The 23,915-nt window shown below is 66.8% G+C and carries 20 protein-coding genes and 1 tRNA gene; 11 read left to right on the forward strand and 10 right to left on the reverse strand.

Translation table 11 applies throughout. The features are described from left to right. Positions 1-14 precede the first annotated feature (14 nt). Positions 15-989 (reverse strand): cation diffusion facilitator family transporter, encoded by a 975-nt coding sequence (locus tag C507_RS0104145; protein WP_018698399.1) that lies wholly within the window; start codon positions 987-989, stop codon positions 15-17. A 297-nt stretch (positions 990-1,286) separates the two neighbouring features. On the opposite strand from C507_RS0104145, the gene mepA reads away from it, so the two are divergent. Next, entirely contained in the window at positions 1,287-2,354 is a 1,068-nt protein-coding gene (mepA, locus tag C507_RS0104150) for a penicillin-insensitive murein endopeptidase (RefSeq protein ID WP_018698400.1), read from the forward strand. Positions 2,355-2,369: 15 nt separating this feature from the next. Here the strand turns inward: mepA and C507_RS0104155 are convergent, their stop codons facing one another. The 3 genes from C507_RS0104155 to C507_RS22245 all read right to left on the reverse strand — a co-directional run bounded on the left by C507_RS0104155 (position 2,370) and on the right by C507_RS22245 (position 4,340). After that, positions 2,370-3,236, reverse strand: a complete 867-nt coding sequence (locus C507_RS0104155; protein ID WP_018698401.1) for a CHAD domain-containing protein — start codon at positions 3,234-3,236, stop codon at positions 2,370-2,372. Between the two features lie 44 nt (positions 3,237-3,280). After that, a complete protein-coding gene (gene msrA / locus C507_RS0104160) occupies positions 3,281-3,952 on the reverse strand; it encodes a peptide-methionine (S)-S-oxide reductase MsrA (RefSeq protein WP_018698402.1) in 672 nt (223 codons plus the stop codon). Between the two features lie 64 nt (positions 3,953-4,016). Then, positions 4,017-4,340, reverse strand: coding sequence for a hypothetical protein (locus tag C507_RS22245; RefSeq protein WP_018698403.1), 324 nt, complete (start codon positions 4,338-4,340; stop codon positions 4,017-4,019). A 472-nt stretch (positions 4,341-4,812) separates the two neighbouring features. Between C507_RS22245 and C507_RS0104170 the strand changes: the two genes are divergently transcribed. Continuing rightward, positions 4,813-4,902 (forward strand) — tRNA-Ser (locus C507_RS0104170). A gap of 279 nt (positions 4,903-5,181) precedes the next feature. Here C507_RS0104170 and C507_RS20315 read toward each other — a convergent pair. The 4 genes from C507_RS20315 to C507_RS0104195 all read right to left on the reverse strand — a co-directional run bounded on the left by C507_RS20315 (position 5,182) and on the right by C507_RS0104195 (position 10,672). Next, positions 5,182-7,770 (reverse strand): hybrid sensor histidine kinase/response regulator, encoded by a 2,589-nt coding sequence (locus C507_RS20315; RefSeq protein WP_018698404.1) that lies wholly within the window; start codon positions 7,768-7,770, stop codon positions 5,182-5,184. A gap of 31 nt (positions 7,771-7,801) precedes the next feature. Then, a complete protein-coding gene (locus tag C507_RS0104185) occupies positions 7,802-8,317 on the reverse strand; it encodes a putative pterin-binding protein (protein WP_018698405.1) in 516 nt (171 codons plus the stop codon). Positions 8,318-8,727: 410 nt separating this feature from the next. Beyond that, the gene (locus tag C507_RS0104190) at positions 8,728-9,342 is read right to left on the reverse strand and encodes a response regulator (protein WP_018698406.1); all 615 of its coding nucleotides are present in this window, start codon (positions 9,340-9,342) and stop codon (positions 8,728-8,730) included. A 424-nt stretch (positions 9,343-9,766) separates the two neighbouring features. Further along, positions 9,767-10,672, reverse strand: coding sequence for a LysR family transcriptional regulator (locus C507_RS0104195; RefSeq protein WP_026318830.1), 906 nt, complete (start codon positions 10,670-10,672; stop codon positions 9,767-9,769). A gap of 425 nt (positions 10,673-11,097) precedes the next feature. Here C507_RS0104195 and C507_RS0104205 point away from each other — a divergent pair, with 425 nt between their 5' ends. Both C507_RS0104205 and C507_RS0104210 read left to right on the forward strand, forming a co-directional pair. Then, entirely contained in the window at positions 11,098-11,877 is a 780-nt protein-coding gene (locus C507_RS0104205; protein WP_018698409.1) for an SDR family oxidoreductase, read from the forward strand. Positions 11,878-11,906: 29 nt separating this feature from the next. Further along, a complete protein-coding gene (locus tag C507_RS0104210) occupies positions 11,907-12,692 on the forward strand; it encodes an alpha/beta fold hydrolase (protein WP_425386844.1) in 786 nt (261 codons plus the stop codon). A 61-nt stretch (positions 12,693-12,753) separates the two neighbouring features. Here the strand turns inward: C507_RS0104210 and C507_RS0104215 are convergent, their stop codons facing one another. After that, positions 12,754-13,530, reverse strand: coding sequence for a crotonase/enoyl-CoA hydratase family protein (locus C507_RS0104215; protein ID WP_018698411.1), 777 nt, complete (start codon positions 13,528-13,530; stop codon positions 12,754-12,756). A 142-nt stretch (positions 13,531-13,672) separates the two neighbouring features. Between C507_RS0104215 and C507_RS0104220 the strand changes: the two genes are divergently transcribed. From C507_RS0104220 to C507_RS0104250, 7 genes are read left to right on the forward strand one after another with little or no spacing between them, the layout of a single operon-like run. Beyond that, entirely contained in the window at positions 13,673-14,884 is a 1,212-nt protein-coding gene (locus C507_RS0104220; RefSeq protein ID WP_026318833.1) for a thiolase family protein, read from the forward strand. Beyond that, complete coding sequence (locus C507_RS20320) at positions 14,881-16,410, forward strand: AMP-binding protein (protein ID WP_018698413.1); 1,530 nt, start codon at positions 14,881-14,883, stop codon at positions 16,408-16,410. Before C507_RS0104220 ends, C507_RS20320 begins: the two co-directional genes overlap by 4 nt. Positions 16,411-16,446: 36 nt before the next feature. Then, on the forward strand, positions 16,447-17,409 hold the full coding sequence (gene dctP, locus C507_RS0104230; RefSeq protein ID WP_018698414.1) for a TRAP transporter substrate-binding protein DctP: 963 nt from the start codon (positions 16,447-16,449) through the stop codon (positions 17,407-17,409). A 14-nt stretch (positions 17,410-17,423) separates the two neighbouring features. Further along, on the forward strand, positions 17,424-17,927 hold the full coding sequence (locus C507_RS0104235; protein ID WP_018698415.1) for a TRAP transporter small permease: 504 nt from the start codon (positions 17,424-17,426) through the stop codon (positions 17,925-17,927). Next, the gene (locus C507_RS0104240) at positions 17,924-19,243 is read left to right on the forward strand and encodes a TRAP transporter large permease (protein ID WP_018698416.1); all 1,320 of its coding nucleotides are present in this window, start codon (positions 17,924-17,926) and stop codon (positions 19,241-19,243) included. Before C507_RS0104235 ends, C507_RS0104240 begins: the two co-directional genes overlap by 4 nt. A gap of 8 nt (positions 19,244-19,251) precedes the next feature. Continuing rightward, positions 19,252-22,677 carry an indolepyruvate ferredoxin oxidoreductase family protein gene (locus C507_RS0104245; RefSeq protein WP_018698417.1) on the forward strand — a complete coding sequence of 1,142 codons (3,426 nt, stop codon included), beginning with the start codon at positions 19,252-19,254 and terminating at the stop codon, positions 22,675-22,677. Beyond that, the gene (locus tag C507_RS0104250) at positions 22,670-23,293 is read left to right on the forward strand and encodes a TetR/AcrR family transcriptional regulator (RefSeq protein ID WP_018698418.1); all 624 of its coding nucleotides are present in this window, start codon (positions 22,670-22,672) and stop codon (positions 23,291-23,293) included. Before C507_RS0104245 ends, C507_RS0104250 begins: the two co-directional genes overlap by 8 nt. Positions 23,294-23,401: 108 nt before the next feature. Here the strand turns inward: C507_RS0104250 and C507_RS0104255 are convergent, their stop codons facing one another. Next, entirely contained in the window at positions 23,402-23,821 is a 420-nt protein-coding gene (locus C507_RS0104255; protein ID WP_018698419.1) for a DUF1801 domain-containing protein, read from the reverse strand. Positions 23,822-23,915: the final 94 nt, after the last annotated feature.

Consider the following 23,915-nt stretch of genomic DNA (forward strand, 5'->3'; position numbering starts at 1 on the left):
CGTCTGCCCAGGCGTCAGTCGTGATGGTGGCCGTGCGCGCGGTCGCCGGTCACTGGCGCCCCGTCGGTGCAGGGGTCGGCGTCGGCCACGGTTTCCCGTCCGGGCACTTCCAGCTCCACTGTTGCATGGCCCACCCCGAACTTTTCCGCGAGGCGCGCGCGGATGCCGGCGGCGGCCATCGGCCCATCGCCGTCTGGCGTCAGCACGGCGTGGAGCGTCACCAGGGCGCGTTCTTCCGACAGTGACCAGATATGAATGTGATGGATCTTGTCGACATCGGGAACGGTGGTGGTCAGATCCGCTGCAATCTCGGCGGGATCGACGCCCTTCGGGGCCCCCTCCAGCAGGATGTGCGCCGATTCTCGCATCAGCCGGATGGTCGTGCGCAGGATCAGCAGCCCCACCACGATGGACAGGATCGGGTCGATCATCGTCCAGCCGAAGAACAGGATCACGCCGCCCGCGATGATGGCTGCCACCGACCCGAGCAGGTCGGAGAGCACGTGCAGCACCGCCGCCCGGATGTTGAGGCTTTCCCGGTTGCCGCTGGACAGCACCAGGAAGGCGGCGATGTTCACCAGCAGGCCAAGCCAGGCGACGATGAGCAGCGGGATCGACGCCACCGGCTGCGGCTGGGCGATGCGCCCCACCGCCTCGATGAAGATCCAGACCGTCAGCAGCAGCAGCACGATCGCGTTGGCGAAGGCGATCAGCACCGGCATCCGGTGATGGCCGAAGGTGAGTTCGGGCGTGGCCGGCTTGCGCACCTGCCGGAAAGCCCACCACGCCAGGAACAGGGCGACGGAGTCCGTCATCATGTGGGCGGCGTCGGCGAGCAGGGTCAGCGAGTTGGCGATGATGCCGCCGGCCGCCTCGGCGATCATGAAGCCGCCGGTCAGGCACGCCGCGATGAGCGTGGCGCGTTCGTTGCTTGAAGCGTGGGAGTGTCCGTGCCCGTGCGGATGGCCGTGACCGTGATCGTGCGCCATGGTGCCTTTCCCATGCTCCGTCGTGACGAGCCCGCCTTCTAGGCGATCCGGCCAACGGCCTCAAGCGCCGGCTTCGTTTTTCTTCTGAGACCGATCGAAGTCTATATCCTCACCGTTGTCTCAAAGCATTTCGCGATCACGGTCGACAAGAAATATTATAACGTCTCGACACAGCGACATCTTGCATCGATGCGCCCTGCCCCCGCCCACCCCTGCTTCCGGCCTCGACCGGCTCCCGTCGAGTCGGCCATAGTCGGACGATCCGGCAGTCGTTGTGCCGTCTCGGGAGATCGCCACATGGCGTCCATGATCCGCTTCCGCCGCTCCACGGCCGTCGCCTGGATTGTCTGGCTCGCCGCTGCCGCGCCGCTCGGGGCACAGGACAATCCGGCGCCGGACGAGGCACTCCCGCTTAAATCCATCGAGACGGTGCCGGCCGCCAGGCCCGATCCCGACAGCGTCGCGCCGGGTCCGGTTGTCGAGCTGGCGGTGCTGGTCCCGCCGACGCCGGCCGAGAAGCCCCCCGTGCCCGAAGGCTACGTGGCGCCTCCGCCCGATCTGTCGCAACCGGCCCGCTTCCTTTTCGGCGCAAAGCCCGAACCGGCGCCGCTTCCCGCGCGCTCGCTCGGCGCCTATTCGCGCGGCTGCCTGGCCGGTGGCGTGGCCCTTCCGGTCGACGGACCGAGCTGGCAGGTGATGCGGCTGTCGCGCAACCGCAACTGGGGGCACCCTGCCCTCGTCGACTATCTGGAGCGGCTTGCGGCCGATGCGCCCGGGCTGGGCTGGCCAGGCCTTCTGGTTGGCGACCTCGCGCAGCCGCGCGGCGGCCCGATGCTCACCGGCCACGCCAGCCACCAGATTGGGCTCGACGGCGACATCTGGCTGACGCCGATGCCGGAGCGCACCTTGTCCGCGGACGAGCGCGAGACCATGAGTGCCGTCTCCATGCTGAAGGATGCCGGCATGACGGTCGATCCGGAGATCTGGACGGATGCCCACGCCCGGCTCATCCGCCGCGCCGCTTCCGATCCCGAGCTCGAGCGCATTTTCGTGCATCCGGCCATCAAGCGGGCGCTCTGCACCTTTGCCGGCGACGATCCCGACGCCGCTGACTGGCTGCGGCACGTGCGGCCCTGGTATGGCCACCACTATCATTTCCACGTGCGGCTGAAATGCCCCGGCGATCAGCGGGGATGCCGCAACCAGTCGCCGCCGCCTGCGGGATCGGGCTGCGGAGCCGAACTTGCCTGGTGGTTTACCGAGGAGCCCTACACGCCGAAGCCGGGAGCAAAGCCCGTAAAACGGCGCGAGACGATGGTCTCTGACCTCCCGGCCGCCTGCCGCAGGGTGCTCCTGGCCGACTGAGCTGGCGCGCGTGCCTCAGCCCAGGTCGATACGCTTGCGAAACGCCTTGGGCGGCTCCGCGTAGAGCCGAACGCCGATCCTGAAGGCCTTCTTCTGGAGACGCGCCCGCCGTTCGTCGATCAGTTCGAGCACCCGGTCGGCCGAGCGGCCATCGCCGGCAAGCAGCGGATCGTCGATCAGCCGGCCGGCGAGCACTGCATGGTCGTGCTCCAGGCCGAGCAGCTCCCCCAGTTCGTCGAGACGCGTGACGGTCTTCTTTCGGGTCGCGGCGCACGCGCCCTGCGCGTAGCGCGACAGGTGCCATTGATGTTTTACGCGCTTGCGCCAATCGTGAAATCGATCCTCGCTCCGCTCTCGTTCGGCGTCCGTCATGGCGTGGCGGGCCGCCTTGTAGGCACGGATGAGTTCGGCCTCGAACAGCGCCTTGCCGTTTGGCGGCGCCTTCAGGGCGCCCGCTTCGGCCAGCGCCGTGTCGAGCTCTGCGATCGCCGCGTCCACCGGCGTCTCGCTGCCGTGCGCTGCGCCCGCCTGGCGGGCGAGCGTTGCGGCGATCTCGGCCAGGGACGGTTTTAGTCGGTCTCCGGCGCCTGTCTTCAGCCCGTCGGCGGTCGCCGCCATCACGTCGAGATCGCGGGTGCCGGATAGCACGGAGGCAGCCTGCTTCAGCCGGTCACGATGGCGCTCGTAGTCGCCGGCCAGGTGCGGCTTCAGGAGCCGCAGCAGCGAGCGCGCCCGTTTCAGGGTGCGGCGGGCAACATGGACACGGGCGTCGGGAGTGAGGTCGGGACCGTCCAGCGCCGATCGCGCGCCGGAGAGTTCGGCGACGAGGAGCCGTTTCAGCTCCCGGCCCCAGTCATCGGATACGCAAAGCCGTCCCGGCATGCGACCGACCCCTTTCTAGCCGCGGCCCCTCGGCGCCCCGGTGATCAGGGCGCCGGGGCGTCGAGCCCAAGCCCGGAGGGACAGCTGACGCCGGTGCCGCCAAGGCCGCAATAGCCGTGCGGCACCTTGTGCAGATATTGCTGATGGTAGTCCTCGGCGAAGTAGAAGGCCGCGTCGGCGTTGATCTCGGTGGTAATCGGCGGGAAACCGCGCGCGGCAAGCGCCTTGCCATAGGCGGCCTTCGAGGCCTCGGCCGCCCTCAACTGCTCGTCCGTCGTGGTGTAGATCGCCGAGCGGTACTGGGTGCCGACGTCGTTGCCCTGGCGCATGCCCTGGGTCGGGTCGTGCCCCTCCCAGAAGATCTTCAGGAGATCCTCGAAGGAAACGATCTCCGGATCGTAGACGACCTTCACCCCTTCGGTGTGCCCGGTCAGACCGCTGCAGACCTCGTTGTAGGTGGCGTTCGGCGTGTGGCCGCCGATATAGCCGACCGCGGTGACCCAGACGCCCTCGGCCTGCCAGAAGAGCCGCTCGGCGCCCCAGAAGCAGCCGAGCGCGAAGACGGCGCTCTCGGTGCCGTCCGGGTACGGTCCCTGGAGCGGCCGGCCGTTGACGGCATGAATCTCGGCGGTGGGGAGCGGGTTCGCGCGCCCGGGCGTCGCCTCGTCGGCGGAGGGAATCGACATCTTCTTGGACAGCATCTTGAGCAGCGACATGAACCCGGGTCTCCGTTGTTCGGTGCCGCCGGCAACGCGGATGCGTCCGGCGGCGTGTCGATCCTTATCTGGGTTTCCAGAATACCCGTGCAAGCGCCAGCAGCGCGATGCCGAGAACGCCGAGCACCGCCCAGGCCGGCCAGACCAGCAGCGTCTGGATGTAGGGATCCCACAGCGTCGGGCTGATCTGGCGCTGGATCACCGCCTGGCTCACGTTGAGGCTTCCGGGGTGCAGCGCGTACCAGAGCTCGCCGAGCGAGGTGGAATCGTTCCGGTCGAGCTGGACGCTGTTGTAGACGTCGTAGGCGCCCGCGGCCGCCCCCAGGAGAAAGAAAAGCCAGCCGACGATCCGCAACGGCAGGCTGACGATCCACAAAATGGTGCGCATGGGCGTGACGTGCCGGCTCTTGGGGTTGCGTCGTTGGTTCGTTGTCGGCCGACCGATGCCGCCACGCAAGACCGGAGGTGCGATCGGGGTCCGCGCTCCGCGATGCGGAATTCATCGCAGCCGGGCGCGGCGCCTGTCCTGCACGTCCGGGCTTGCACGGCTGATTTCGGCGGTTTGGCGCCTCGACCGGAACCGGATTTGGCGATCGCGCCGCCGCCCCGGTCACGGATCCCGGGCCGCATCGGATCACCCGTGGGGCACCGCAGAACGGCGAATGCGGTGGGAAGCCGTCGCAAAGCCACGTCTTTGCTCTTGAACCGTGCGCGCCGGATCGGCTAGACCCTGCACTCTTCCTTCGATCAAGGAGACGTCGTGACGCCCGTTCGGTGTCGGCGTTCGCTGATCGGACGAGCCGCGGACCGGCTCCCGACGCACCCCGCGTCCGGACAGGCTGCCGCGCCTCGGAAGCGCCGGATGGGTGGCCGAGTGGTCGAAGGCGCACGCCTGGAACGCGTGTAGGCGGGCAACCGTCTCGTGGGTTCGAATCCCACCCCATCCGCCATTTTCATTGATTGCGTTGGCTTTTCCCGGCTTCCCCCCGACGGCCACGACCGCGATTTTTCCCTGTCGGCGGTGGCTGGGAGCCGAGAATACGGCTCTTGGTGTGTATGGTGATCTCCGTCGGCGAGATCGCGAAGCTCCTGGCAGCGATCTCCACGCCGGCGCTGATCTTCGCCAACTAGGCCATCCCTGTCCCGACACAGGCGGTAGCACCGAACCGTCCGGCAGTCGCCCGCCAGCCGCGCCTGAGCCGGTCTGTCGGCAGACGGCATTCACGCGATCATGAGACCGGCGCCTTCTTGAGCTCCGCGACGACCGCCGACAGACCCTCCACCGTCGGAGGGACAGCCTTTTCGAGTTCGTCGATCAGGGGAACAACAAACTCGTCCTCCCCGTCGGCACAGGCATCTTCGAGGGTCGACAGGATGTCGTGTATTTTCACCGCCCCGAACATGGCGGCCGAACCCGATGCCTTGTGCGCCATAGCGCGCATGTCTGCCCGATCGCCGCCGATCGCAGCCCGCAGGAGCTTGGGAAAGCCCGAAAGCTCCATGCAGAACGTGTCCAGCTTGTCGGCCAGCATCTCCGGCGCCATCACCTCGCACAACTCGCCGAGCACGGACTGATCGAGTGTCTCGTTTTCGGAAGGAGACGGAGACGGGGCCGGCGTCCGCAGCCGCCCCACCGGCACCCCTTTCGCGGACCGGACCTCGGCCAGAACACGTCGCAGGTTGCGCAGTCGGAGCGGCTTGAACAGGCAGTCCTGCATGCCGGCTTCCTTGAGGCGCTCCTGCTCCTCCGGCAGGGCGTGTGCCGTCAGGCCGATGATCGGAACATCGGAAGAAGCGCCGGTTCCGTTGCGGATCGCACGGGTCGCCTCGATGCCATCGAGGCGCGGCATGGAAATGTCCATCAGGATGAGATCGAAACGTTCCTGCTCCGAGAGGCCCAGGCCGATCAGCCCGTCCTTGGCTTCCGTCACCCGGCACCCTTCGCCGCGCAGCATCTCCCGGGCGGCGAACCGGTTCGTCTCGTTGTCCTCCACCAAGAGGATGGAAAGCTCCCGCCGCGGCTCCGCCACGTCGCCCATTTCCGCGGCCGGCCCTTCAACCACTGCCTCGATGAACTCGAGCGGCAGGCGAACTGTGAAGCGGCTGCCACGACCGATCTCGCTTTCAACCGCAATGTCGCCGTTCATCGCCCGGACGATGCGCTGACAGATCGACAGGCCAAGGCCGTTGCCCGACGCCGTGCGCCGATAGGACGGATCGAGGGTGACGAAGTCGTCGAAAATTCGATCGAGATCGTCCCGGGCGATGCCGAGGCCATTGTCGGCGACCGACATGATCACCATCGGTTCAGCGCCGTCCGCAAGGTGCGCATCCACCCGGATCACCCCGCCTTGGGTGAATTTCACGGCGTTGTCCACCAGGTTGAGCACGATCTGCTGGATACGGGTCGGATCGGCGAGGACGGGCCGGTCGGGGAGATCGGTGGTGAATTCGATCGTGTTGCCGCGCGCTTCGGCACGCGGCAGGTTGATGGACATCACCTCCTGCAGGAGAGCCTTCAGGTCGACCGGGCGAGGCTGAAGTGTCAGCCGGCCGGCCTCGATGCGGGTGATGTCCAGCACATCGTCGATATGGTGTTGCAGGATCTCGCCGGACGTGATGGCGGTCTGGACAAACTCGCGCTGTTTCGCCGCCAATCGGGTATTCGACAGAAGGTCGAGCATCGCGAGCACGCCATTGAGCGGTGTGCGCATTTCATGGCTCATGACCGCCAGGAACTGCGATTTGGCCCGGGCTGCGGCAAGCGCCTTGTCACGGGCCTCCAGCAATTCGCGCTCCGCTTGAATGCGGGCGGTGATGTCGCGGATGTCGGCTACGAACATGTCGCCGTCGGGACCGACCGTATGCGCGATGGACAACTCGACGGGGAACACGTCGCCATTGGAACGCATGGCCTCCAGCTCCACGCGCCCCTTGCCGATGACCTCTGCCTCGCGCGTCTGCAGGTATCGCTTCATTCCCGCCATGTGCGCGTCGCGGTATTTCGGCGGTATCAGCAGATCGCGGATGTTCTGGCCGAGAGCGGAATTGCGCGAATAGCCGAAGGTCTGTTCGGCGGCTGGATTGAACTCGATCACGCGTCCACCCTCGTCAGCGACCACAATGGCGTTCAACGAGGCATTGATGGTCTGCTCGAACCGGATCGAGGAAAGGCGAAGGGCCTTCGCCCGCCTCGCCGAAATCCGATTCTGGCGGGTCAGGGTGGCGAGCAGCAGCGCAAGAATGAAAATGAGGACCGCCATGATCGCGGCCGTGTTGAACAGCAGCGCGGAAAGCGTTTCTCGCTGTCTGTCCGACGCTTGGGCAAACAGCCGAACTCCCTTCAATGAAACCTGTCGAACGATTTGTCGGAGCGCATCGACCTCGGTCTGGAGATCGGGGACGCCCGCGAGGAGGTCCAGATTGTTTCCGTCGATAGTGGGAATCGCCTCATTGAGGACCCGCTTGATCAGCTCAAGCTTGGACCGGATCGCGGCGTCGTCGGTTACGAGCCCGTAGATCCCGCCATTCAAGAGGGTATCCACACGACTGTAGAAGATATCGAAGCGGCGACGCAGCTGGGGAAGGGCATCCGGCTTGCCCTCGCCAACCCGGTCGAGAGCTTCTCCCAACATGAGGTATTCGACTTCGAACTGGGCAAGCGTCCACTGGACATTGTCGCGCGACGCTCCGCGCAGCTCCTGGAGTTCATCGTGGATTCGCGTACCGAAGGACCACAACACCACCACAGTCATCGCCGTGGCGACGACCACAGCGATACCCCAGGGAGACAGGCGCGCGGGGCGCACGAGAGACATCTTGTCGTCTCTGGCAGGTGGCATGTCCCCCTCAGCGGCTGATTTCCAGCTCCTTCAACTGCCAGATACTACGCGCATAAATGATCTCGGCGCGATACTTGGCATCGCTCGAGTAGGGATACACGATCCACAGCGGTCCCTTCTCGCGGATCGACATGGTCTCGCCGTCGAGACGGTATGCAACGAGAGCGCTCCCATCGGTGGCATCGCTCATCGGAATGTCGATCGCATAATCGTTTATGGCGATTGCGCTGATGCTCGAACCCTCGGCCCCGACCGCGTTGATCAGTTCGCCGAGCGTGACGCCCCTGAAGACGTGCTCGCCCTCCGTCCAGATGGTTTCGGTCGTGTATTCCGTGGCCGGAAGGGCTTCGAGCATGGCGAGATCGAATTCAGCCACGTCCTCGCCGGCATTCGTGTTGGCGATCTCCCCTGTGATGGTAAGCAGCACCTCGCCGGTGGGCTCGGCCAATGGCCCTGCCGCCATCGTGGGGCTGGCCATGAACGCACCGACAAGTGCGACGACGGCGGCAAATCGTTTGATCATCGTAGGCTCGGTTCCCCCTGGCCATCTATCAGGACTGCACCGAGACTAGCCGATCCAAATTCAGGCGGGCTGGTTCATCGGCAGAGCCGCACTATCCGAAAGGATAGGCCATCGTTCGGTGAGAAGCTCGCGGGCGTGAGTGCCAAGGTAGCCCCAACGAAGCAGCCGAGCGATGAACAGTCGGCGCACGGCCCCCCGCCCGAACGGCACGTGGATGTGGCTGCGCGGCGGCAGCGCGTGCGCCGGGCAATGCTCGGTTTTGGACGGGGTCTCATTGGCGGACATGGAGCATTTCTCTATGGAACGCCACCAGCCCCACGCTCCTCTTGCTGTGCGCGGTTGGGCACACGCGAAGAGGGAAAGGGATCTTGTGCGCCCGGTCCTATCCCAACCGTAGGCGGCGCCCGCCTTCAGAAGAGGCCGGCTTCCTTGGCGATCATCGCCGCATGGGTGCGGTTGCGGGCATCGAGCTTGCGGCACAGCGTCTTCACGTGAAGCTTCACGGTGACCTCCTGCAGCTCCAGGTCGCGCGCAATCTCCTTGTTCGACTGCCCCTTGGACAGCCCCTCCAGCACCTCCAGTTCGCGCTTGGTCAGCTTGGCCGCGAGCGGGTTCTCCTGCTCGTCCTCCTTCTCGGTCATGAACTGGATCGGCGCATACTGCTCGCCGGCAGCCATGAAGCGGATGGCGTGGATCAGCGATTTCGCCGCCATGTTCTTCGGAAGGAACCCGGCAGCCCCCGCCGCGAGCGCCTGCTCTGCAACGGAACGCGGCGCGCTGCCGGAGAGGATGGCGACGGGGTTGTTGAAATTGAGCTCCCTCGCCTGCGCCAGCCCATCCAGGCCGTCCATGCCGGGCATATTGTAGTCGAGCAGGACGAGGTCGAACGGACCTTCCTTCTCGATGAGCTGCGCGGCGACGGGGAAATCCGGTGCGGAAACAACCGTCAGATCCGGTTCGCGCTCGATGAACGCGCTCAGCGTGTCGCGCACCAGCTCATGATCGTCCGCGATCAGCACTTTCATCAATTCCTCCGCGCCCCACAGCTCCGGGACTCTAGACCATTCCTGCCACCGAGAACCAGCGCTGCGCCCATGGTGTCTGGCTTCGAGCGCATGAATGCGCCCCTTTCGGATAGGAGGCGCACCCCGCCGGATAGGTGCATCCATCCCGTGGGCGATACGTCCTTGTCTTTCGGGGGGCGCGGATAGCCTCCCAGCCGGGCTGTCCCTCCGTGCCGCCCATTGCCCGACTGCTCCGCGCCACGCAGGCTGACGCCATGTCTGCCATGCTGGACAGCCGCAAGACCACCGCCGCGTTCGTCAACGCCAAGCGGTCATGCCGCCGATACCGACCCGGCTTTCCGCTGGGCCCTGACCCGCGCTGGCTACCTGTTGCCCGACCGTTCCGGCATCTCGCTCGTCGCCGGCCCTCACGACCGGGTGCCTGTCAGAGGGCAGCCTTTATGCCGTGTTCTCTGGCCAACCCGATAAACGCCTTCAGGGCGGCGGACGGATTGCGCCGGCCCGGATAGTAGAGAGCGAGCGGCGCAAGCGGCGGCGTCCAGTCCTCGAGCACCCGGACCAGCCGGCCCGCCTCGATGTCCGCGCGGACATTCGCTTCGATGAAATAGCCCAGGCCGGTTCCTTCAAGGACGGCGATGCGCGCCAGGCTCGCTTCATCCAGGGTGATTGGCCCATCGACGTCGATCTGCGCGCTCTGCCCACCCTTGCGGAACTGCCACCGATAGAGAGCGCCATTCGGCAGCCGGACGCGGATGCATCTGTGCCCGACGAGGTCTGGCGGAACGCGCGGCCTGTCGTGCCGCTCGAAGTAGCCGGGCGATCCGACCACAGCGTGGCGCTGCGGTTGCCCGAGTGGAACCGCGATCATGTCGCTGGGGACCAGGTCGCCGGACCGAATGCCGAGATCGAAGCCTTCGGCGACGATGTCGACCAGCCGGCCCTCGGTGACGATGTCGACATGCACCTGCGGATGGCGACGCAGGAACTCCAGCACCAGCGGTGACAGGATCTCCCGCGCCGCCGTGGCGAAGGTGTTGATGCGGATGGTGCCCGACGGGATCGCCTGCTGCGCCCTGACACCGTTCATCGCCTCCCGGATGTCCTGAAGCGGCGGCCCCACCTGGTCGACGAAGCGGCGGCCCGCGTCGGTCAGCGAGACGCTTCGCGTCGTCCGGTTGAAGAGGCGGACGCCGAGCTCCTTTTCGAGCTTTCCAATCGCGTTGCTCAGCGCCGTCGTCGACATGCCGAGATCGAGGGCCGCCGCGCGAAAGGAGCCCCTTCGCCCGATCGCCAGAACGGCCTCCAGATCGGTCAACCCGGGTCGATACATTGTCCTGCCAATCGAAACTCCACGTCCCGCATCATCCCAATTATCGGGACGGAATTCCACGACTAGATGATGCCGGCGAGAAACAAGCAACTGGAGAACGGTGGCATGACCCTTCCCGTCCCGATCGAGGCCTACTTCGCTGCGGACCGGCGCGACGACGCCGATGGCGTGCTTCAGGTTTTTGGAATCGATGCCCTCGTGCGCGACGAGGGCCGGACCTATCGCGGGTGCCAGGCAATCGAAGCATGGTGGCGTGCGTCCAAGGCCAGATACCAGCACGTCGCCGAGCCCCTTGACTGGTCCGAGGAGCGCGGTGAGTACCGGGTACGCGCAAACGTGACTGGAACCTTTCCCGGCAGCCCGGCCGTGCTGACCTTCGCCTTCCGCCTCGAGCACGGGTGGATCAGGCAGCTGGAGGTCGGCGCGTGAGTCCCTTTCTGACCCTGGCCGGCAAGCGGGCCCTCGTCACCTCCGGCACGCGCGGCGCGGGCGCCGCCACCGTCGCGCTCTTTCGCGACCTCGGCGCACGGGTCCTGACCGCCGCGCGATCGCGGCCGGCCGGCGAGCCCGAGGCCATGTTCGTGGCCGCCGACCTGACCACTCCGGAAGGCTGCTCGGCGCTTGCCCGCGCCGTGCACGAGCGCCTGGGCGGGATCGACATCATCGTTCACATGCTGGGCGGATCATCGGCTCCGGCCGGTGGCTACGAGGCCCTCGACGATGGCGAATGGGCACGGGAGATCGATCTCAACCTGATGCCGGCCGTCCGCCTCGACCGCTCGCTGGTTCCGGAAATGGTGGCGCAGGGCCATGGCGTCGTCGTTCACGTCACCTCCATCCAGCGCGAACTGCCGTTGCCGGAAGCAACGACCGCCTACGCCGCGGCAAAGGCGGCCCTGGCGACCTACAGCAAGAGCCTGTCGAAGGAACTCGGCCCCAGGGGGATACGGGTCGTGCGGGTTTCGCCGGGCTGGATCGAGACGGAAGCGTCGGTGCGACTGGCCGAAAGGCTGGCCCGCGAGGCCGGCGCCGACATCGACCACGGCAAGCGGATGATCATGGAATCACTGGGCGGCATTCCGCTCGGCCGGCCCTCCCGGCCGGACGAAGTTGCCAGCCTCATCGCATTCCTCGCTTCCGATCGCGCCGGGTCCATCACGGGCACCGAACACGTGATCGACGGCGGAACCGTGCCGACCGTCTAGCCAACCGTTCAAGGTTCATGGAGAACATGATGAACACCACCACGACACTTCTGGCCGCCGCAGCCCTCGCCGCGGGCGTAACGACCGCCGCACCCTCCGCCCGTTCGGCCGAACAGATCCCCAAGGACCAGGCCGTCCGGAACGTGGTTCTGGTGCATGGAGCCTTCGCCGACGGATCCGGCTGGCGCGGCGTCTATGACGCACTGACCCAGCGCGGGTACCGGGTTTCCATCGTTCAGAACCCGCTGACCTCGCTTGCCGACGACGTGGCCGCGACGCGGCGCGTGCTGGCCCGGCAGGACGGCCCGACCGTTCTCGTCGGCCACTCTTACGGCGGAACCGTCATCACCGAGGCCGGCATCGACCCAAAGGTGGCCGGGCTCGTCTATGTCTCTGCGCTGGCGCCGGACGTGGGCGAATCGACCGGAGACCAGTTCGCCGACATTCCCGCCCCGCCCGAATTCGTCATCGAGACGCAGGAGGACGGGTTCGGGTTCGTGAGCCTCGAACAGTTCAAGGTCGGCTTTGCCGGAGATCTGGGCGACGCCGACGCGGCGTTCCTGAGAGACTCCCAGGTTCCGATCAACATGGCGATCTTCGCAACGAAGGTCAGCCATGCCGCCTGGCGAGAGAAGCCGAGCTGGGCGATCGTCGCAACCGACGATCACGCCATCAGCCCGGACCTGCTGCGCCACACCGCCGCGCGCATCGGCGCAAGGGTCGAGGACGTGGACGCCAGCCACGTTCCTTTCCTGTCCCAGCCATTGGCCGTTGCCGATGTCATCGACCGGGCGGCCCGCGAACTGCCGCACTGAGCGACACATCTGGCGGTGGCAGCTCTGGCGGTGGCAGCCATGTGGCCGCCGCCAGTCCGCACTACCGGCGCTGGTGGGCGAAGAAGGCGTTGATCCGCTCGACCGCCTCCGGGCTGGTCTGTGTGAGCGCCGCCGCAAGCGACTCGGTGAACAGGCCGGCGCGCGGCGGCATTTCCGCGATCTCGGCCAGCGCCTGCAGGATCATCCGGTTCGACAGTGGTGCGTTGTCCGCCACCTCGCGCGCATAGTCCATCGCCTGTTCACACGCCCGACCCGGCTCCGAGAGCCGCTGGAAAAGGCCGGCGGCGAGCGCCTCCTGCGCATCGATCTCGCGCCCCGACAGCATCAGCTCCATCAGGCGGCTGGTGCCGATCAGCCGCCCGACGCGCACCGACGCGCCACCTCCCACGAAGATGCCGCGCCGGCCTTCCGGCAAGCAGAACCGGCAGTTCGGATCGGCGATCCGGACGTGGGCGGCCGAGGCAAGCTCAAGACCGGCCCCGACCACGTAGCCCTTGAGGGCGCAGACCACGGGAATGGTGCTGTCGGCGATCGACTGCGTCACCCGGTGCCAGAGCGACGAGATGTCCAGCACCGCTTCCGGGGTGCGCTCCTTGTGCTCGGACAGGTCCAGGCCGGCGCTGAAATTGTCGCCGTCTGCCCGGATCACCACGGCCTTCCACTCCGGCGGGACGGCGGCAAAGGCCGCACCCACGGCGACGATCATCTCCGCGCTGATGGCGTTGCGCTTGTCCGGCCGGTTCAGCGTGACGATGCCGAGCGCGCCCTCCGTCTCGACCCTGACCGTCGAGACCGACGAATGAATTGACCGATCCAATTTTCACACACCGTTATGTTTTTAGAATGCCCGAAAGGCTGACGAGACAACCGTATCGAGCCTCTTCCCCAGGGTCCAGCCAGCTTGACAAGCACTTTTTCATATGTCCAATTTTTACATCAACGTAAATCGAGAAGTCGACGTGACCCCGATCGCAGAGATCCCCTACGGCGCCTACTGGTCGACCCCCTTTGCCCGCTGGCAGGGCTCGCTGGCGACCGCCCACAGCCTGGAGCTCGCGGCCGAGACGGCCCGACGCGAAACCGCCCGGCGGGGTATCGACGTCCGGGATTTCGATTTCGGCGTACTCGGCATGACGGTTCCCCAGCGCGGCAGCTTCTACGGCCTGCCGTGGCTCATGGGCCTGCTGGGAGCGGAAGGGGCCGCCGGTCCGACGATCAGCCAGGCCTGCGCCACCGGCGCGCGCGCCCTGGCGGTGGGCTGCGAGGAGGTTGCCGGCGGCCGCTCCGGCATGGCGCTGGTGATCACCGCCGACCGCGTTTCCAACGGCCCGCAGATCATCTACCCGCGCCCGAACGCCCAGGGCGGCGCCGGCGACTACGAGAACTGGATCCTCGACAACTTCGCTCGCGACCCCATCGCCGGTTGCGCGATGATCGAGACGGCGGAGAACGTCGCCGCTCGCTTCGACATCTCGATGGCCGAACAGCACGACCTCGTGCAGATGCGCTACGAGCAGTACCAGGCCGCGCTCAAGGACGACCACGCCTTCCAGAAACGCTACATGACCCTGCCCTTCGAGGTTCCCGCATCGGGTCGCCGGAAGCAGCCGGTCGTCCTCACCGGCGACGAGGGCATCTACCCGACGACGCCCGAAAAGCTGGCCGGCCTTTCCCCCGTGGTCGACGGCGGAACGGTCAGCTTCGCGGCCCAGACGCACCCCGCCGACGGCAACGCGGCGATCATCGTCGCACCGTCGGAACGGGCGGTCGAGATGTCGGCAGATCCCGGCATCCGGATCCGCCCCGTCGCCTTCGGCCAGAGCCGAGCGGAGAAGGGCTTCATGCCGGCCGCTCCAATCGAGGCGGCGCACGCCGCCCTGAAGGCCGCGGGTCTTTCCATCTCCGACATGGCGGCCATCAAGTCGCACAACCCGTTCGCGGTGAACGACATCGCCTTCGCCCGGAGCTTCGGCATCGATCTGGCGAGCATGAACAACTACGGCTGCTCGCTGATCTGGGGGCATCCGCAGGGTCCGACCGGCACCCGCGCCATCATCGAGCTGATCGAGGAACTGGTCCTGACCGGCGGCGGCTACGGCCTGTTCCAGGGCTGCGCGGCGGGCGACAGTGCGATGGCCGTGATCGTCCAGGTGGAGGACCGGCGCGGATGACGATGCCCGAGACATTTCCGACGGTGGTTCACATGCTGGCCCGTGCCGCCAGCATCCATCCGGACAAGGAGGCGCTCGTCTGCGGAGACGACCGGCTCACCTACGCCCAGTATGCCGGCGCAGTGGCAACTTTCGCGGATGAACTCACTGGTCTCGGCGCTTCGGGCGGCCGGGTGGCGCTGATCCTGCCGAACTCCACCGACTTCGCGATCGCGGCATTCGCCAGCCTTGCGGCCGGCGCGCAGACCGCACCACTCAACCCGCTCTACACCGCGCACGAGCTTGGCGAGATCCTCCAGGACTGCCGGCCCGACGTCGTGCTGGTGGCCTCGGAGGCGATGAACAAGATCGCGGCGCTGGGCGATCGGCTCGATCTCGGCACGGTGATCGAAATCGGCCCCCAGGTCCGCAGCCTCCGGGACGGCGCAACGGAGCCCGCTCCGGACATGCCCCTTCCCTCCCCCGACGCGCTCGGCATCCTCCAGTACACGGGCGGCACAACCGGTAAGCCGAAGGGTGTCGACATCACCCACCGCGCGACGGCGACGAACGTCTCCCAGCGCCAGGCGATCGTGCCCATCGGGGGCGATGACCGGCTGCTGGTGATGACCCCGCTCTATCACGTCTATGCAAGCTCCATGGGCCTGTTCGCGGCCGCTTACGCCGCCGGAACCCTTGTCATCCTGCCCCGCTACACCCCCGAGATCGCGCTGACCACCATCGGCCGGGAGCGGATCAGCTTCTTCGCCGGGAGCCCGACGATCTACCACGGCCTGCTTGCCCATCCGCTGATGGACGGCACGGACTTCGGCAACCTCGCCCTTTGCTTCTCCGGCGCCTCCGCCCTGCCGGCGGAAACGCTTGCGGAGTGGGAACGCAGGACTGGATCGGTGATCTGCGAAGGCTTCGGCCAGACCGAAACCGGGCCGGTGATCGCCGCCAACCCGCGGGACGGCGTCCGCAAGGCGGGCTCGGTGGGCGTCATCCTGCCGGAAACAGAGGTGCAGATCGTCGATCCGGTCGATGGCGTCACGCCCTGCCCGCCGGGCGCCAACGGCGAGATCCGCGTCCGCGGCCCGCAGCTGATGACGGGCTATCGCAACCGGCCGGACGAGACCGCCCAGACCATCCGGGACGGTTGGCTCTACACCGGCGATATCGGCTTCATCGATGAGGACGGCTATCTGGCCATCAGCGACCGCAAGAAGGACATGGTGATCGTCAGCGGGTTCAACGTGTTCCCGCGCGAGATCGAGGAAACGCTCTACAGCTGTCCGGGCGTTCGCGAAGCTGCCGCGTTCGGCGTGCCCCACACCCGCAAGGGCGAGGCCATCCATGTCCACGTGGTCGCGCCGGGCGTCACGGTCAACGCGATCGAGGCATTCCTCGCCGAGCGGCTGACCCGGTACAAGATCCCGAGTTGCGTCGAGATCGTCTCCGAACTGCCCAAGACCCCCATCGGCAAGGTCGACAAGGCCGCGCTCCGCAAGGCCGCCCAGGCCGAAGGGCACCCGGCAGGGACATAGGCTCAAGCGTCACCAAACCAGAAAAAGGGACCTTCCATGAAGAATACGACAGCTGCGATCGCCATCGGACTGGCACTGCTCGTGCCCCAGACCGCTTCCGCCGAGACCGTGCTCAGGGTCGGCACGTTCCTCGCCCCGCAGGGCGTCTGGCACGGCCCGCTGGAGCACCTGATCGAGACCGTCAACGCCAAGGACTCCGACCTGCGCCTGGAACTCGTGGCGGACCCGTCGTCGATCAGCCCGTTCCAGCTCGGCGATGCCGTGTCGAGCGGCGTCGTGGACATGGCCTACCTGTCGGGCGCCTTCTACACGAACCTCGTGCCGGAAGCCGACGCCAACAAGCTCTTCAACATCCCGGTCGCCGAGTTGCGCGAGAACGGCGCCATGGACCTGATCGACAGCATCCATCGCCAGAAGATGGGCGCGGTCTTCCTCGGCAAGATGGGCGACGGCATCAAATACCACATCTACACCAACCGGGAGAGCGACGTCCCCGAGTTCGACGGCTGGGATATGCGCGGCACACCGCTCTATCGCCCGTTCATGGAGGCGCTCGGCGCCAACGTGATCCAGATGCAGGGCTCGGAAGTCTACTCCGCGATGGAGAGCGGCATCGTCGACGGCTACGCCTGGCCGCTGTGGGGCATCAAGGACCTCGGCCTTCTGGAAGTCACCGACTACCGGGTCGAGCCGGGCTTCTACAACGCCGAGATCAGCGTCCTGTTCAACGAGGCCAAGTGGGACAGCCTGAGCGAGGAGCAGCAGGCCACCCTGCGCGAGTCCGTTGTCGAGACGGAGGAGTGGTTCATCGACTACCGCAACCGCGTCGACGAGGAGCAGCGCTCGCTGCAGGCGGACGCCGGCATCGAGGCAATCACCTTCTCCGATGAGGAAAGCGCTGCCTATGTGGGCATGGCCGACAAGGCCGGCTGGGACGTGGTCATCAAGAACTCTCCGGAGTTCGGTCCGCAGATCAAGCAGCTGACCTACAAGGACTGACGGCAGGCAATCCGATGATCGGCTCACTCGACAAGGCCATGGGACGCGTTTGCGATGCTTTCGGCATCGCCGCGAGCCTGGTGATCGCGTTCCTGGCCTTGTCAGTGGGTGCGGAGGTGATTGTCCGCAATCTGGGCCTCCCGGCGTTCGGCTGGACCCTTGAGATGTGCGAGTACGGACTGCTCGTGGTGACCTTCCTCGGCGCCCCTTGGGTGCTGAGGCGCCACGAGCACATCAGCGTCGACGTTCTGACCCGAAAGGTCTCTCCGTCGGTTCTGAGGGTCCTGCTGACGGTGTCCGACTTGATCGCGACGATCGCCTGCCTGCTGCTTGCCTACTACGCCACCCAGGCCGCCTTCCATGCGTGGGTAAAGGGGTCTCTCCTCTTCAAGTATCTGGTCGTGCCCCAGTGGATCGTCCTGTCGGTCCTGCCCGTGGGCATCACGCTGCTCGCCGTGGAGTTCCTGTTGCGCATCTGGCGTCGCTTCGTCCTCGAGCCTGCGGCGGATCCGGCATGAGCGGCATCGGCTGGGATGTCATGCTCGGGCTCATGGGGGGCGCCCTCGTCTTCCTCATGGGTATCGGAGTGCCGGTGGCGTTCGCCTTCCTGGCGCTGAACCTGGCCGGGGCCTACTTCATTCTCGGCGGCGAGTCCGGGCTGCGGTTGCTGGCGCTGAGCACCACCGAGGCGGTGACATCCTTCGCGCTGGTACCCATCCCCCTCTTCATCCTGATGGGCGAGGTGCTGCTGCACACCGGCCTCGCCACCCGCGCCATCCACGCCATCGAACGCCTGATCACCGGCGTTCCGGGTCGGCTGTCGCTGGTTGCCGTCGTCAGCGGCGGCGTCTTCGCATCGCTGTCGGGCTCCAGCATCGCCAACACCGCCGTGCTCGGCCGCGTCCTGCTGCCGGACATGCTGCGCCTGGGCTATCATCCGGTGCTCAGCGTCGGACCCATTCTCGGCATCGGCGGCGTGGCGATGCTGATCCCGCCCTCCGCGCTGGCGGTTCTGTTCGGCAGCCTCGCCGGCATCTCCATCTCGCGCCTGTTGCTGGCCGGCATCATCCCGGGGCTGCTCCTCGCGGCGCTGTTCTTCCTGTTCATCGTCGCGATCTCCCGGCTCCGCCCCTCGCTTGCCCCCGCCCAGGACGACGAGATCGAGCCGTTCCGCGACCGGCTGCGGCCCTTCCTGATCCACGTCGTACCGCTGATGGCCATCGTAGTGATCGTCGTCGGCAGCATCCTCGGCGGCTTCGCCACACCGACGGAATCGGCCGCGCTCGGCAGCATCGCAACCGTGATCGCGGCGGCCGCCTACCGGTCCCTGACCTGGGCCTCCATCCGCCGCGCGCTGGCCGGCACCGCCGCCACCACCGCGATGATCTTCATCATCATCAGCGGGTCGATCACCTTCTCCCAGATCCTGTCCTTCTCGGGTGCGACACGCGAGCTGGTGGGCGTCGTCACCGCCCTCGACATCGAGATCGGCACGCTGGTGCTGATGATGCTGCTGGTGGCGCTGCTCCTGGGAATGCTGATGGACCAGATCAGCATCATGCTGATCACCCTGCCCTTCTTCATGCCGCTGATCGGCATGGGCGGCGTCGACCCGATCTGGTTCGGCGTGCTGATGCTGATTGCGCTCGAGGTCGGGCTGATCACGCCGCCCTTCGGCCTCTTGCTGTTCATCATGAAGTCCGTCGCACCGGACGAGGTGACCATGCGCCAGATTCTCGGCAGCATCGTCCCCTATATCGGCATCGAGCTGCTCGGGCTGCTGCTCGTCTTTCTCTTTCCCATCCTGGCGCTCTGGCTGCCGGGCTTCCTGTGAGGCCGGACATGACGTCAGTCGACACGACCGAGAAGACACCGATCGAGGAGCGCTTCACCCGGACATCCGGACGGATCCACCTGACCGGAACCCAGGCACTCGTGCGCGTCCTCATCGATCAGCGGCGCCGCGACAGGGAGGCCGGGCTCCGCACCGGCGGCTTCGTATCCGGCTACCGCGGTTCGCCGCTCGGCGGCCTCGACCACCAGATTTGGCAGTCGAGCAAGCTGCTTGAGGAGTACGGCATCGTCTTCGAGCCGGGGCTCAACGAGGATCTCGCCGCGACGTCCGTTTGGGGCTCGCAGCTGACCGCCCTCAATGCCCAGCGCACCGTCGAGGGCGTGCTCGGCCTCTGGTACGGCAAGGGCCCGGGCGTCGACCGGTCGATGGATGCGCTGAAGCATGCGAACGCGGCCGGCACCAGCCGCTGGGGCGGTGTCCTCGCCATCGCCGGCGACGATCATGGGGCCTCCTCCTCCACGCTTGCCCACCAGTCCGACTACGACTTCATCGCCGCCCAGATCCCGGTCCTGGCGCCGGCCTCCGTCGCGGAGATCCACCGCTTCGGCCTCCTCGGCTATGCCCTGTCGCGCTATTGCGGGCTGTGGGTCGGCATGACCGCCCTCACCGAGGTCGTCGAGGGCTCGGCCTCCATCGAGGTCGGCACGGACCTCGTCGAGATACCCGACCTCGGCGAGCCGGATGACGTCCACATCCGCTGGCCTGATCCGCCGGCCCAGATGGAAGCGCGGCTGACCGGCGCCAAGCGCGCGGCCGTGGCGCGCTTCGCCGCGAGCGGGGTGTTCGACGCCACCCTGTTCCGCTCCGCTACGCCGCGCATCGGCATCGTTGCGCCGGGCAAGGCGTCGCTGGACGTGCTCGATGCCCTCCGACTTCTGGGCCTGTCGGGCACGGAGGCGGCGGATCTCGGCCTCGGCCTCTACAAGCCGGGTCTCGTCTGGCCGTTGTCCGAACCGGGCCTGCGCCATTTCGCGTCCGGTCACGAGACGCTGCTGGTCATCGAGGAGAAGCGTCCGGTCGTCGAGGACCAGATCGCCCGCCTCTACTACGGCGCACCCGACGCCCCCCGCCTGATCGGAAAGCACGACGAGGCCGGCCGGCCGCTGATCTCCGACTGCGGCGTCCTCGACGTCGCGCAGCTTGCCATCGTCATCGGGGAGCGCCTGCTCACGCTCCATCCCGAGCATCCGGTGCTTTCCGGCCGGGTGGCGTCCCTTCGGGCTACGAAGGAAACACGGTCACCCGCCGGACCGCCGGAACGTCCCCCCTATTTCTGCGCCGGTTGCCCCCACAACACCTCGACGAAGGTCCCGGAAGGCAGCACCGCGATGGCCGGGATCGGCTGCCACGGCATGGCCAGCTGGCTGCCCGACCGCCAGATCGCGTCGATGACCCACATGGGTGGCGAGGGCCTGCACTGGATCGGCCAGGCGCCCTTCACCGAGGAGCGCCACCGCTTCCAGAATCTCGGCGACGGCACCTATGCCCATTCCGCGTCGCTGAACATTCGCGCCGCCGTCGCCGCGAAGGCCACCATCACCTTTAAGCTCCTTTACAACGACGCCGTCGCCATGACCGGCGGGCAGCCGGTGGAAGGCGGGCTGACACCGCAGCAGATGGCGAGCCAGGTGCTGGCCGAAGGCGTCGACAAGGTGGTCCTGGTCACGGACGACGTCTCCCGTTACGCCTCCCGAGCGGGCCTGCCGGACGCCGTCGAGGTTCGCGACCGTCGCGAGATGGACTGCGTCCAGCGCGAGCTGAGAGAGATCCGGGGCGTGACCGTCCTGCTCTACGAGCAGACCTGCGCCACCGAGCTCCGCCGGCGCCGCAAGCGCGGAGAGGCTCCGCGGCCGGACCTGCGCGTGGTCATCGACGAGCGCGTCTGCGAGGGCTGTGGCGACTGCCATGCCCAGTCCGGCTGCATCGCGATCGAACCGCTGGAAACGCCGTTCGGCCGCAAGCGCCAGATCAACCAGTCGTCCTGCAACATCGACACGTCGTGCCTGAAGGGCTTCTGCCCGAGCTTCGTGACCGTCAGCGGCGTGTCCGCCCAGAAGAAGCGCACAACGGACGACGCCGCGGCCGAGAGCCTCGACCTGGCCGAACCCGCCATCCCGCACCTGGACGAGCCCTACAACATCCTCATTCCCGGCGTCGGCGGCACCGGCGTCGTCACCATCTCTCAGATCCTCTCGATGGCGGCGCACGTCGAGGGCGTGTCCGCCACGACCCTGGACATGGCCGGTCTCGCCCAGAAGAACGGAGCGGTCACCTGCCACGTGCGGATCTCCGCCACGCGCGACGCCCTGTCCGCCAAGATTCCGCCGCAGAGCACCGACCTGCTGCTTGCCACCGACGTCGTCGTGGCGGGTGCACCGGGCTCGCTGGCCACCGTTTCGCCCACGCGAACGACGGTGGTCGCGAATGCCGATATCATGCCGACCATGTCGTTCGTCTTCGACGGCAGCGCGACGCCGGACGCCCGCGATCGCCTCGCGAAGCTCGAAGGCGAGGCTGCCGGCCTCTATGCGCTCGATGCCGAGACGCTCGCCGTCGAGAGGTTCGGCGACGGCATCGCCAAGAACATGATCCTGCTGGGCTTCGCATGGCAGCGGGGGCTGGTGCCGCTCCAGCGTCGGTCAATCGAGCGGGCCATCGAGATCAACGGCGCCGCCGTCGCCATGAACCTCCGCGCCTTCGAGGCTGGCCGCCGCTTCGCCGACCAGCCGGTGGCAGCGGAGCCTCGAGCGGAACGGCCGCAGCCACTCGATCATGACGGAATGCTTGCCGAGCTCCGGGCCTACCAGGGCGCGCGCTGGGCGAAGCGCTTCGAGCGCGCACTCGAGCCGCTGCGCGAAGCGGAACGCCGTACGGGCGGCGACGGCGCCCTTGCCGAGACGGCCGCCCGCTCGCTATTCCGGCTGATGACCTACAAGGACGAGTACGAGGTGGCACGGCTTCACTCCGACGGCCGGCTCGACCGGCGCCTGGCCTCGATGTTCGAAGGGGAGTTGCGTATCGCCTATCATCTCGCTCCGCCGCTTCTGTCGAAGACGGACCCTGCAACAGGCAGGCCCCGCAAGATGGCATTCGGCCCCTGGATCCGGCCGCTGTTCTCCACGCTTGCGGCGTTCCGCGTGTTGCGCGGCACCGCCCTCGATCCGTTCGGCTACACCGCTGAACGCCGACAGGAGCGAGGCCTGATCGGCGAGTTCGAGGCAACGATCCGCGACGTCGCGCGGCGGCTCGATGCGGACCACCGTGACACAGCTGCGCGGATCCTCGAACTCCCACAGACCATCAAGGGGTTCGGGCCGGTGAAGGACAAGAGCATCGAGCGTTACCGGGAGAATACCCGGGATCTCCACGCCGAATTGGAACACAAGACGCCGCTGGAGCCCGCCCATGTCTAGCGTCTCGGCGCTGCGAAAGGCCCGACCGGGCAAGCGCAATTCCCCCCGCCGCGAGCTGATCGTGCGCCGGGCGGCGGAGCTCTTCGAGGAACAGGGCGTCGCCCACACGTCTATCGAGGAAATCGCCGCGGAGTGCGGGGTCACGCGGGAATCGATCTACTATTATTTCTCCGACAAGATCGACATCCTCATCGAGATCATCAAGCCGGAGAGCGTTTCGCTGGAATCCGGGCTGCAGCGCATCCTGGATCTGGACATCTCGACGCGCGACAAGCTGGTCCTGGCTATCGAGAACCATCTTCACCGGTTCAATCCGAGCTACACGGACATGGTCGTGGCCGTGCGGCGCCTGCGCAAGGCCAAGCAGGACAGCCGCCTCGCGGATCTCCTGAAGATCTGGCGTCGCTACCAGCGCAACTGGATCGACCTGATCGCAGAGGGCCAGAAGCGTGGCGAGATCTCCGACACCCTTGACCCGAAAGTCGCGGCCTACGCGATCCTCGGCATGTGCAATTCGCCATCGACCTGGTTCCGCCCGACCACAACGATGACCATCAGCGATCTTTCGACCATCTTCGTCACGATCGCGACCAACGGCATTCTGGTCCAAAAGTAGTCGCTGCAGACCTTTCTGCGCTCTGGCAGCACCCGCCTGCACGTTGCGGCCGCCCATCCACGAGGCACCGTCCCTCTGTATCCGGCGCGGCCGGTTCTGGCCGGGTCGCTACTTTCGGCCGCCGGATACATTCAGCGACACCGCCTGGCGAACAAGCCCGACGAAGGCCGCCTCGTCGAGAACATCCCCCTCCCGAATGTCGACCGCCCGGCGCGCATTACCGTCCAGGCTCGCGTTGAAGACGCCTGCCGGGTCATCGAGCGCGGCGCCTTTGGCGAAGGTCACCTTCACCTTGTCCTTGTAGGTCTCGCCGGTGCACAGGATGCCGGCATGCTCCCACACGGGCACACCGTTCGGGTTGGTCGGCTTGCGCCATTTCACCTGCTCCACGACCTCCGGATCGGCGCTGTGGATCAGGCTCCGGATTCGTCCCAGCATCGTGCCCCGCCAGTCTCCAAGCCCCTCGATCCGCGCGTCGATCAATTCCGACGGCGACGGATTGTCACTTCCCGCGTCTTGCTCGCTCATAGGGACCTTCTCCCAAACCCTGGATTTCGGAGGGAACAGACAGGCCTGATCCAGTCGAACGATTGCACCGCCCACCCGCAAACTCCTGACTTCG

The organism is Amorphus coralli DSM 19760, assembly GCF_000374525.1.
Taxonomy (GTDB): domain Bacteria; phylum Pseudomonadota; class Alphaproteobacteria; order Rhizobiales; family Amorphaceae; genus Amorphus; species Amorphus coralli.

Bases quoted from the DNA above. Each gene is read 5' to 3' on its own strand.
- C507_RS0104145 (WP_018698399.1), bottom strand. From the start codon at position 989: ATGGCGCACGATCACGGTCACGGCCATCCGCACGGGCACGGACACTCC.
- mepA (WP_018698400.1), top strand. From the start codon at position 1,287: ATGGCGTCCATGATCCGCTTCCGCCGCTCCACGGCCGTCGCCTGGATT.
- C507_RS0104155 (WP_018698401.1), bottom strand. From the start codon at position 3,236: ATGCCGGGACGGCTTTGCGTATCCGATGACTGGGGCCGGGAGCTGAAA.
- msrA (WP_018698402.1), bottom strand. From the start codon at position 3,952: ATGTCGCTGCTCAAGATGCTGTCCAAGAAGATGTCGATTCCCTCCGCC.
- C507_RS22245 (WP_018698403.1), bottom strand. From the start codon at position 4,340: ATGCGCACCATTTTGTGGATCGTCAGCCTGCCGTTGCGGATCGTCGGC.
- C507_RS20315 (WP_018698404.1), bottom strand. From the start codon at position 7,770: ATGTCTCTCGTGCGCCCCGCGCGCCTGTCTCCCTGGGGTATCGCTGTG.
- C507_RS0104185 (WP_018698405.1), bottom strand. From the start codon at position 8,317: ATGATCAAACGATTTGCCGCCGTCGTCGCACTTGTCGGTGCGTTCATG.
- C507_RS0104190 (WP_018698406.1), bottom strand. From the start codon at position 9,342: ATGAAAGTGCTGATCGCGGACGATCATGAGCTGGTGCGCGACACGCTG.
- C507_RS0104195 (WP_026318830.1), bottom strand. From the start codon at position 10,672: ATGTATCGACCCGGGTTGACCGATCTGGAGGCCGTTCTGGCGATCGGG.
- C507_RS0104210 (WP_425386844.1), top strand. From the start codon at position 11,907: ATGAACACCACCACGACACTTCTGGCCGCCGCAGCCCTCGCCGCGGGC.
- C507_RS20320 (WP_018698413.1), top strand. From the start codon at position 14,881: ATGACGATGCCCGAGACATTTCCGACGGTGGTTCACATGCTGGCCCGT.
- dctP (WP_018698414.1), top strand. From the start codon at position 16,447: ATGAAGAATACGACAGCTGCGATCGCCATCGGACTGGCACTGCTCGTG.
- C507_RS0104235 (WP_018698415.1), top strand. From the start codon at position 17,424: ATGATCGGCTCACTCGACAAGGCCATGGGACGCGTTTGCGATGCTTTC.
- C507_RS0104240 (WP_018698416.1), top strand. From the start codon at position 17,924: ATGAGCGGCATCGGCTGGGATGTCATGCTCGGGCTCATGGGGGGCGCC.
- C507_RS0104245 (WP_018698417.1), top strand. From the start codon at position 19,252: ATGACGTCAGTCGACACGACCGAGAAGACACCGATCGAGGAGCGCTTC.
- C507_RS0104250 (WP_018698418.1), top strand. From the start codon at position 22,670: ATGTCTAGCGTCTCGGCGCTGCGAAAGGCCCGACCGGGCAAGCGCAAT.
- C507_RS0104255 (WP_018698419.1), bottom strand. From the start codon at position 23,821: ATGAGCGAGCAAGACGCGGGAAGTGACAATCCGTCGCCGTCGGAATTG.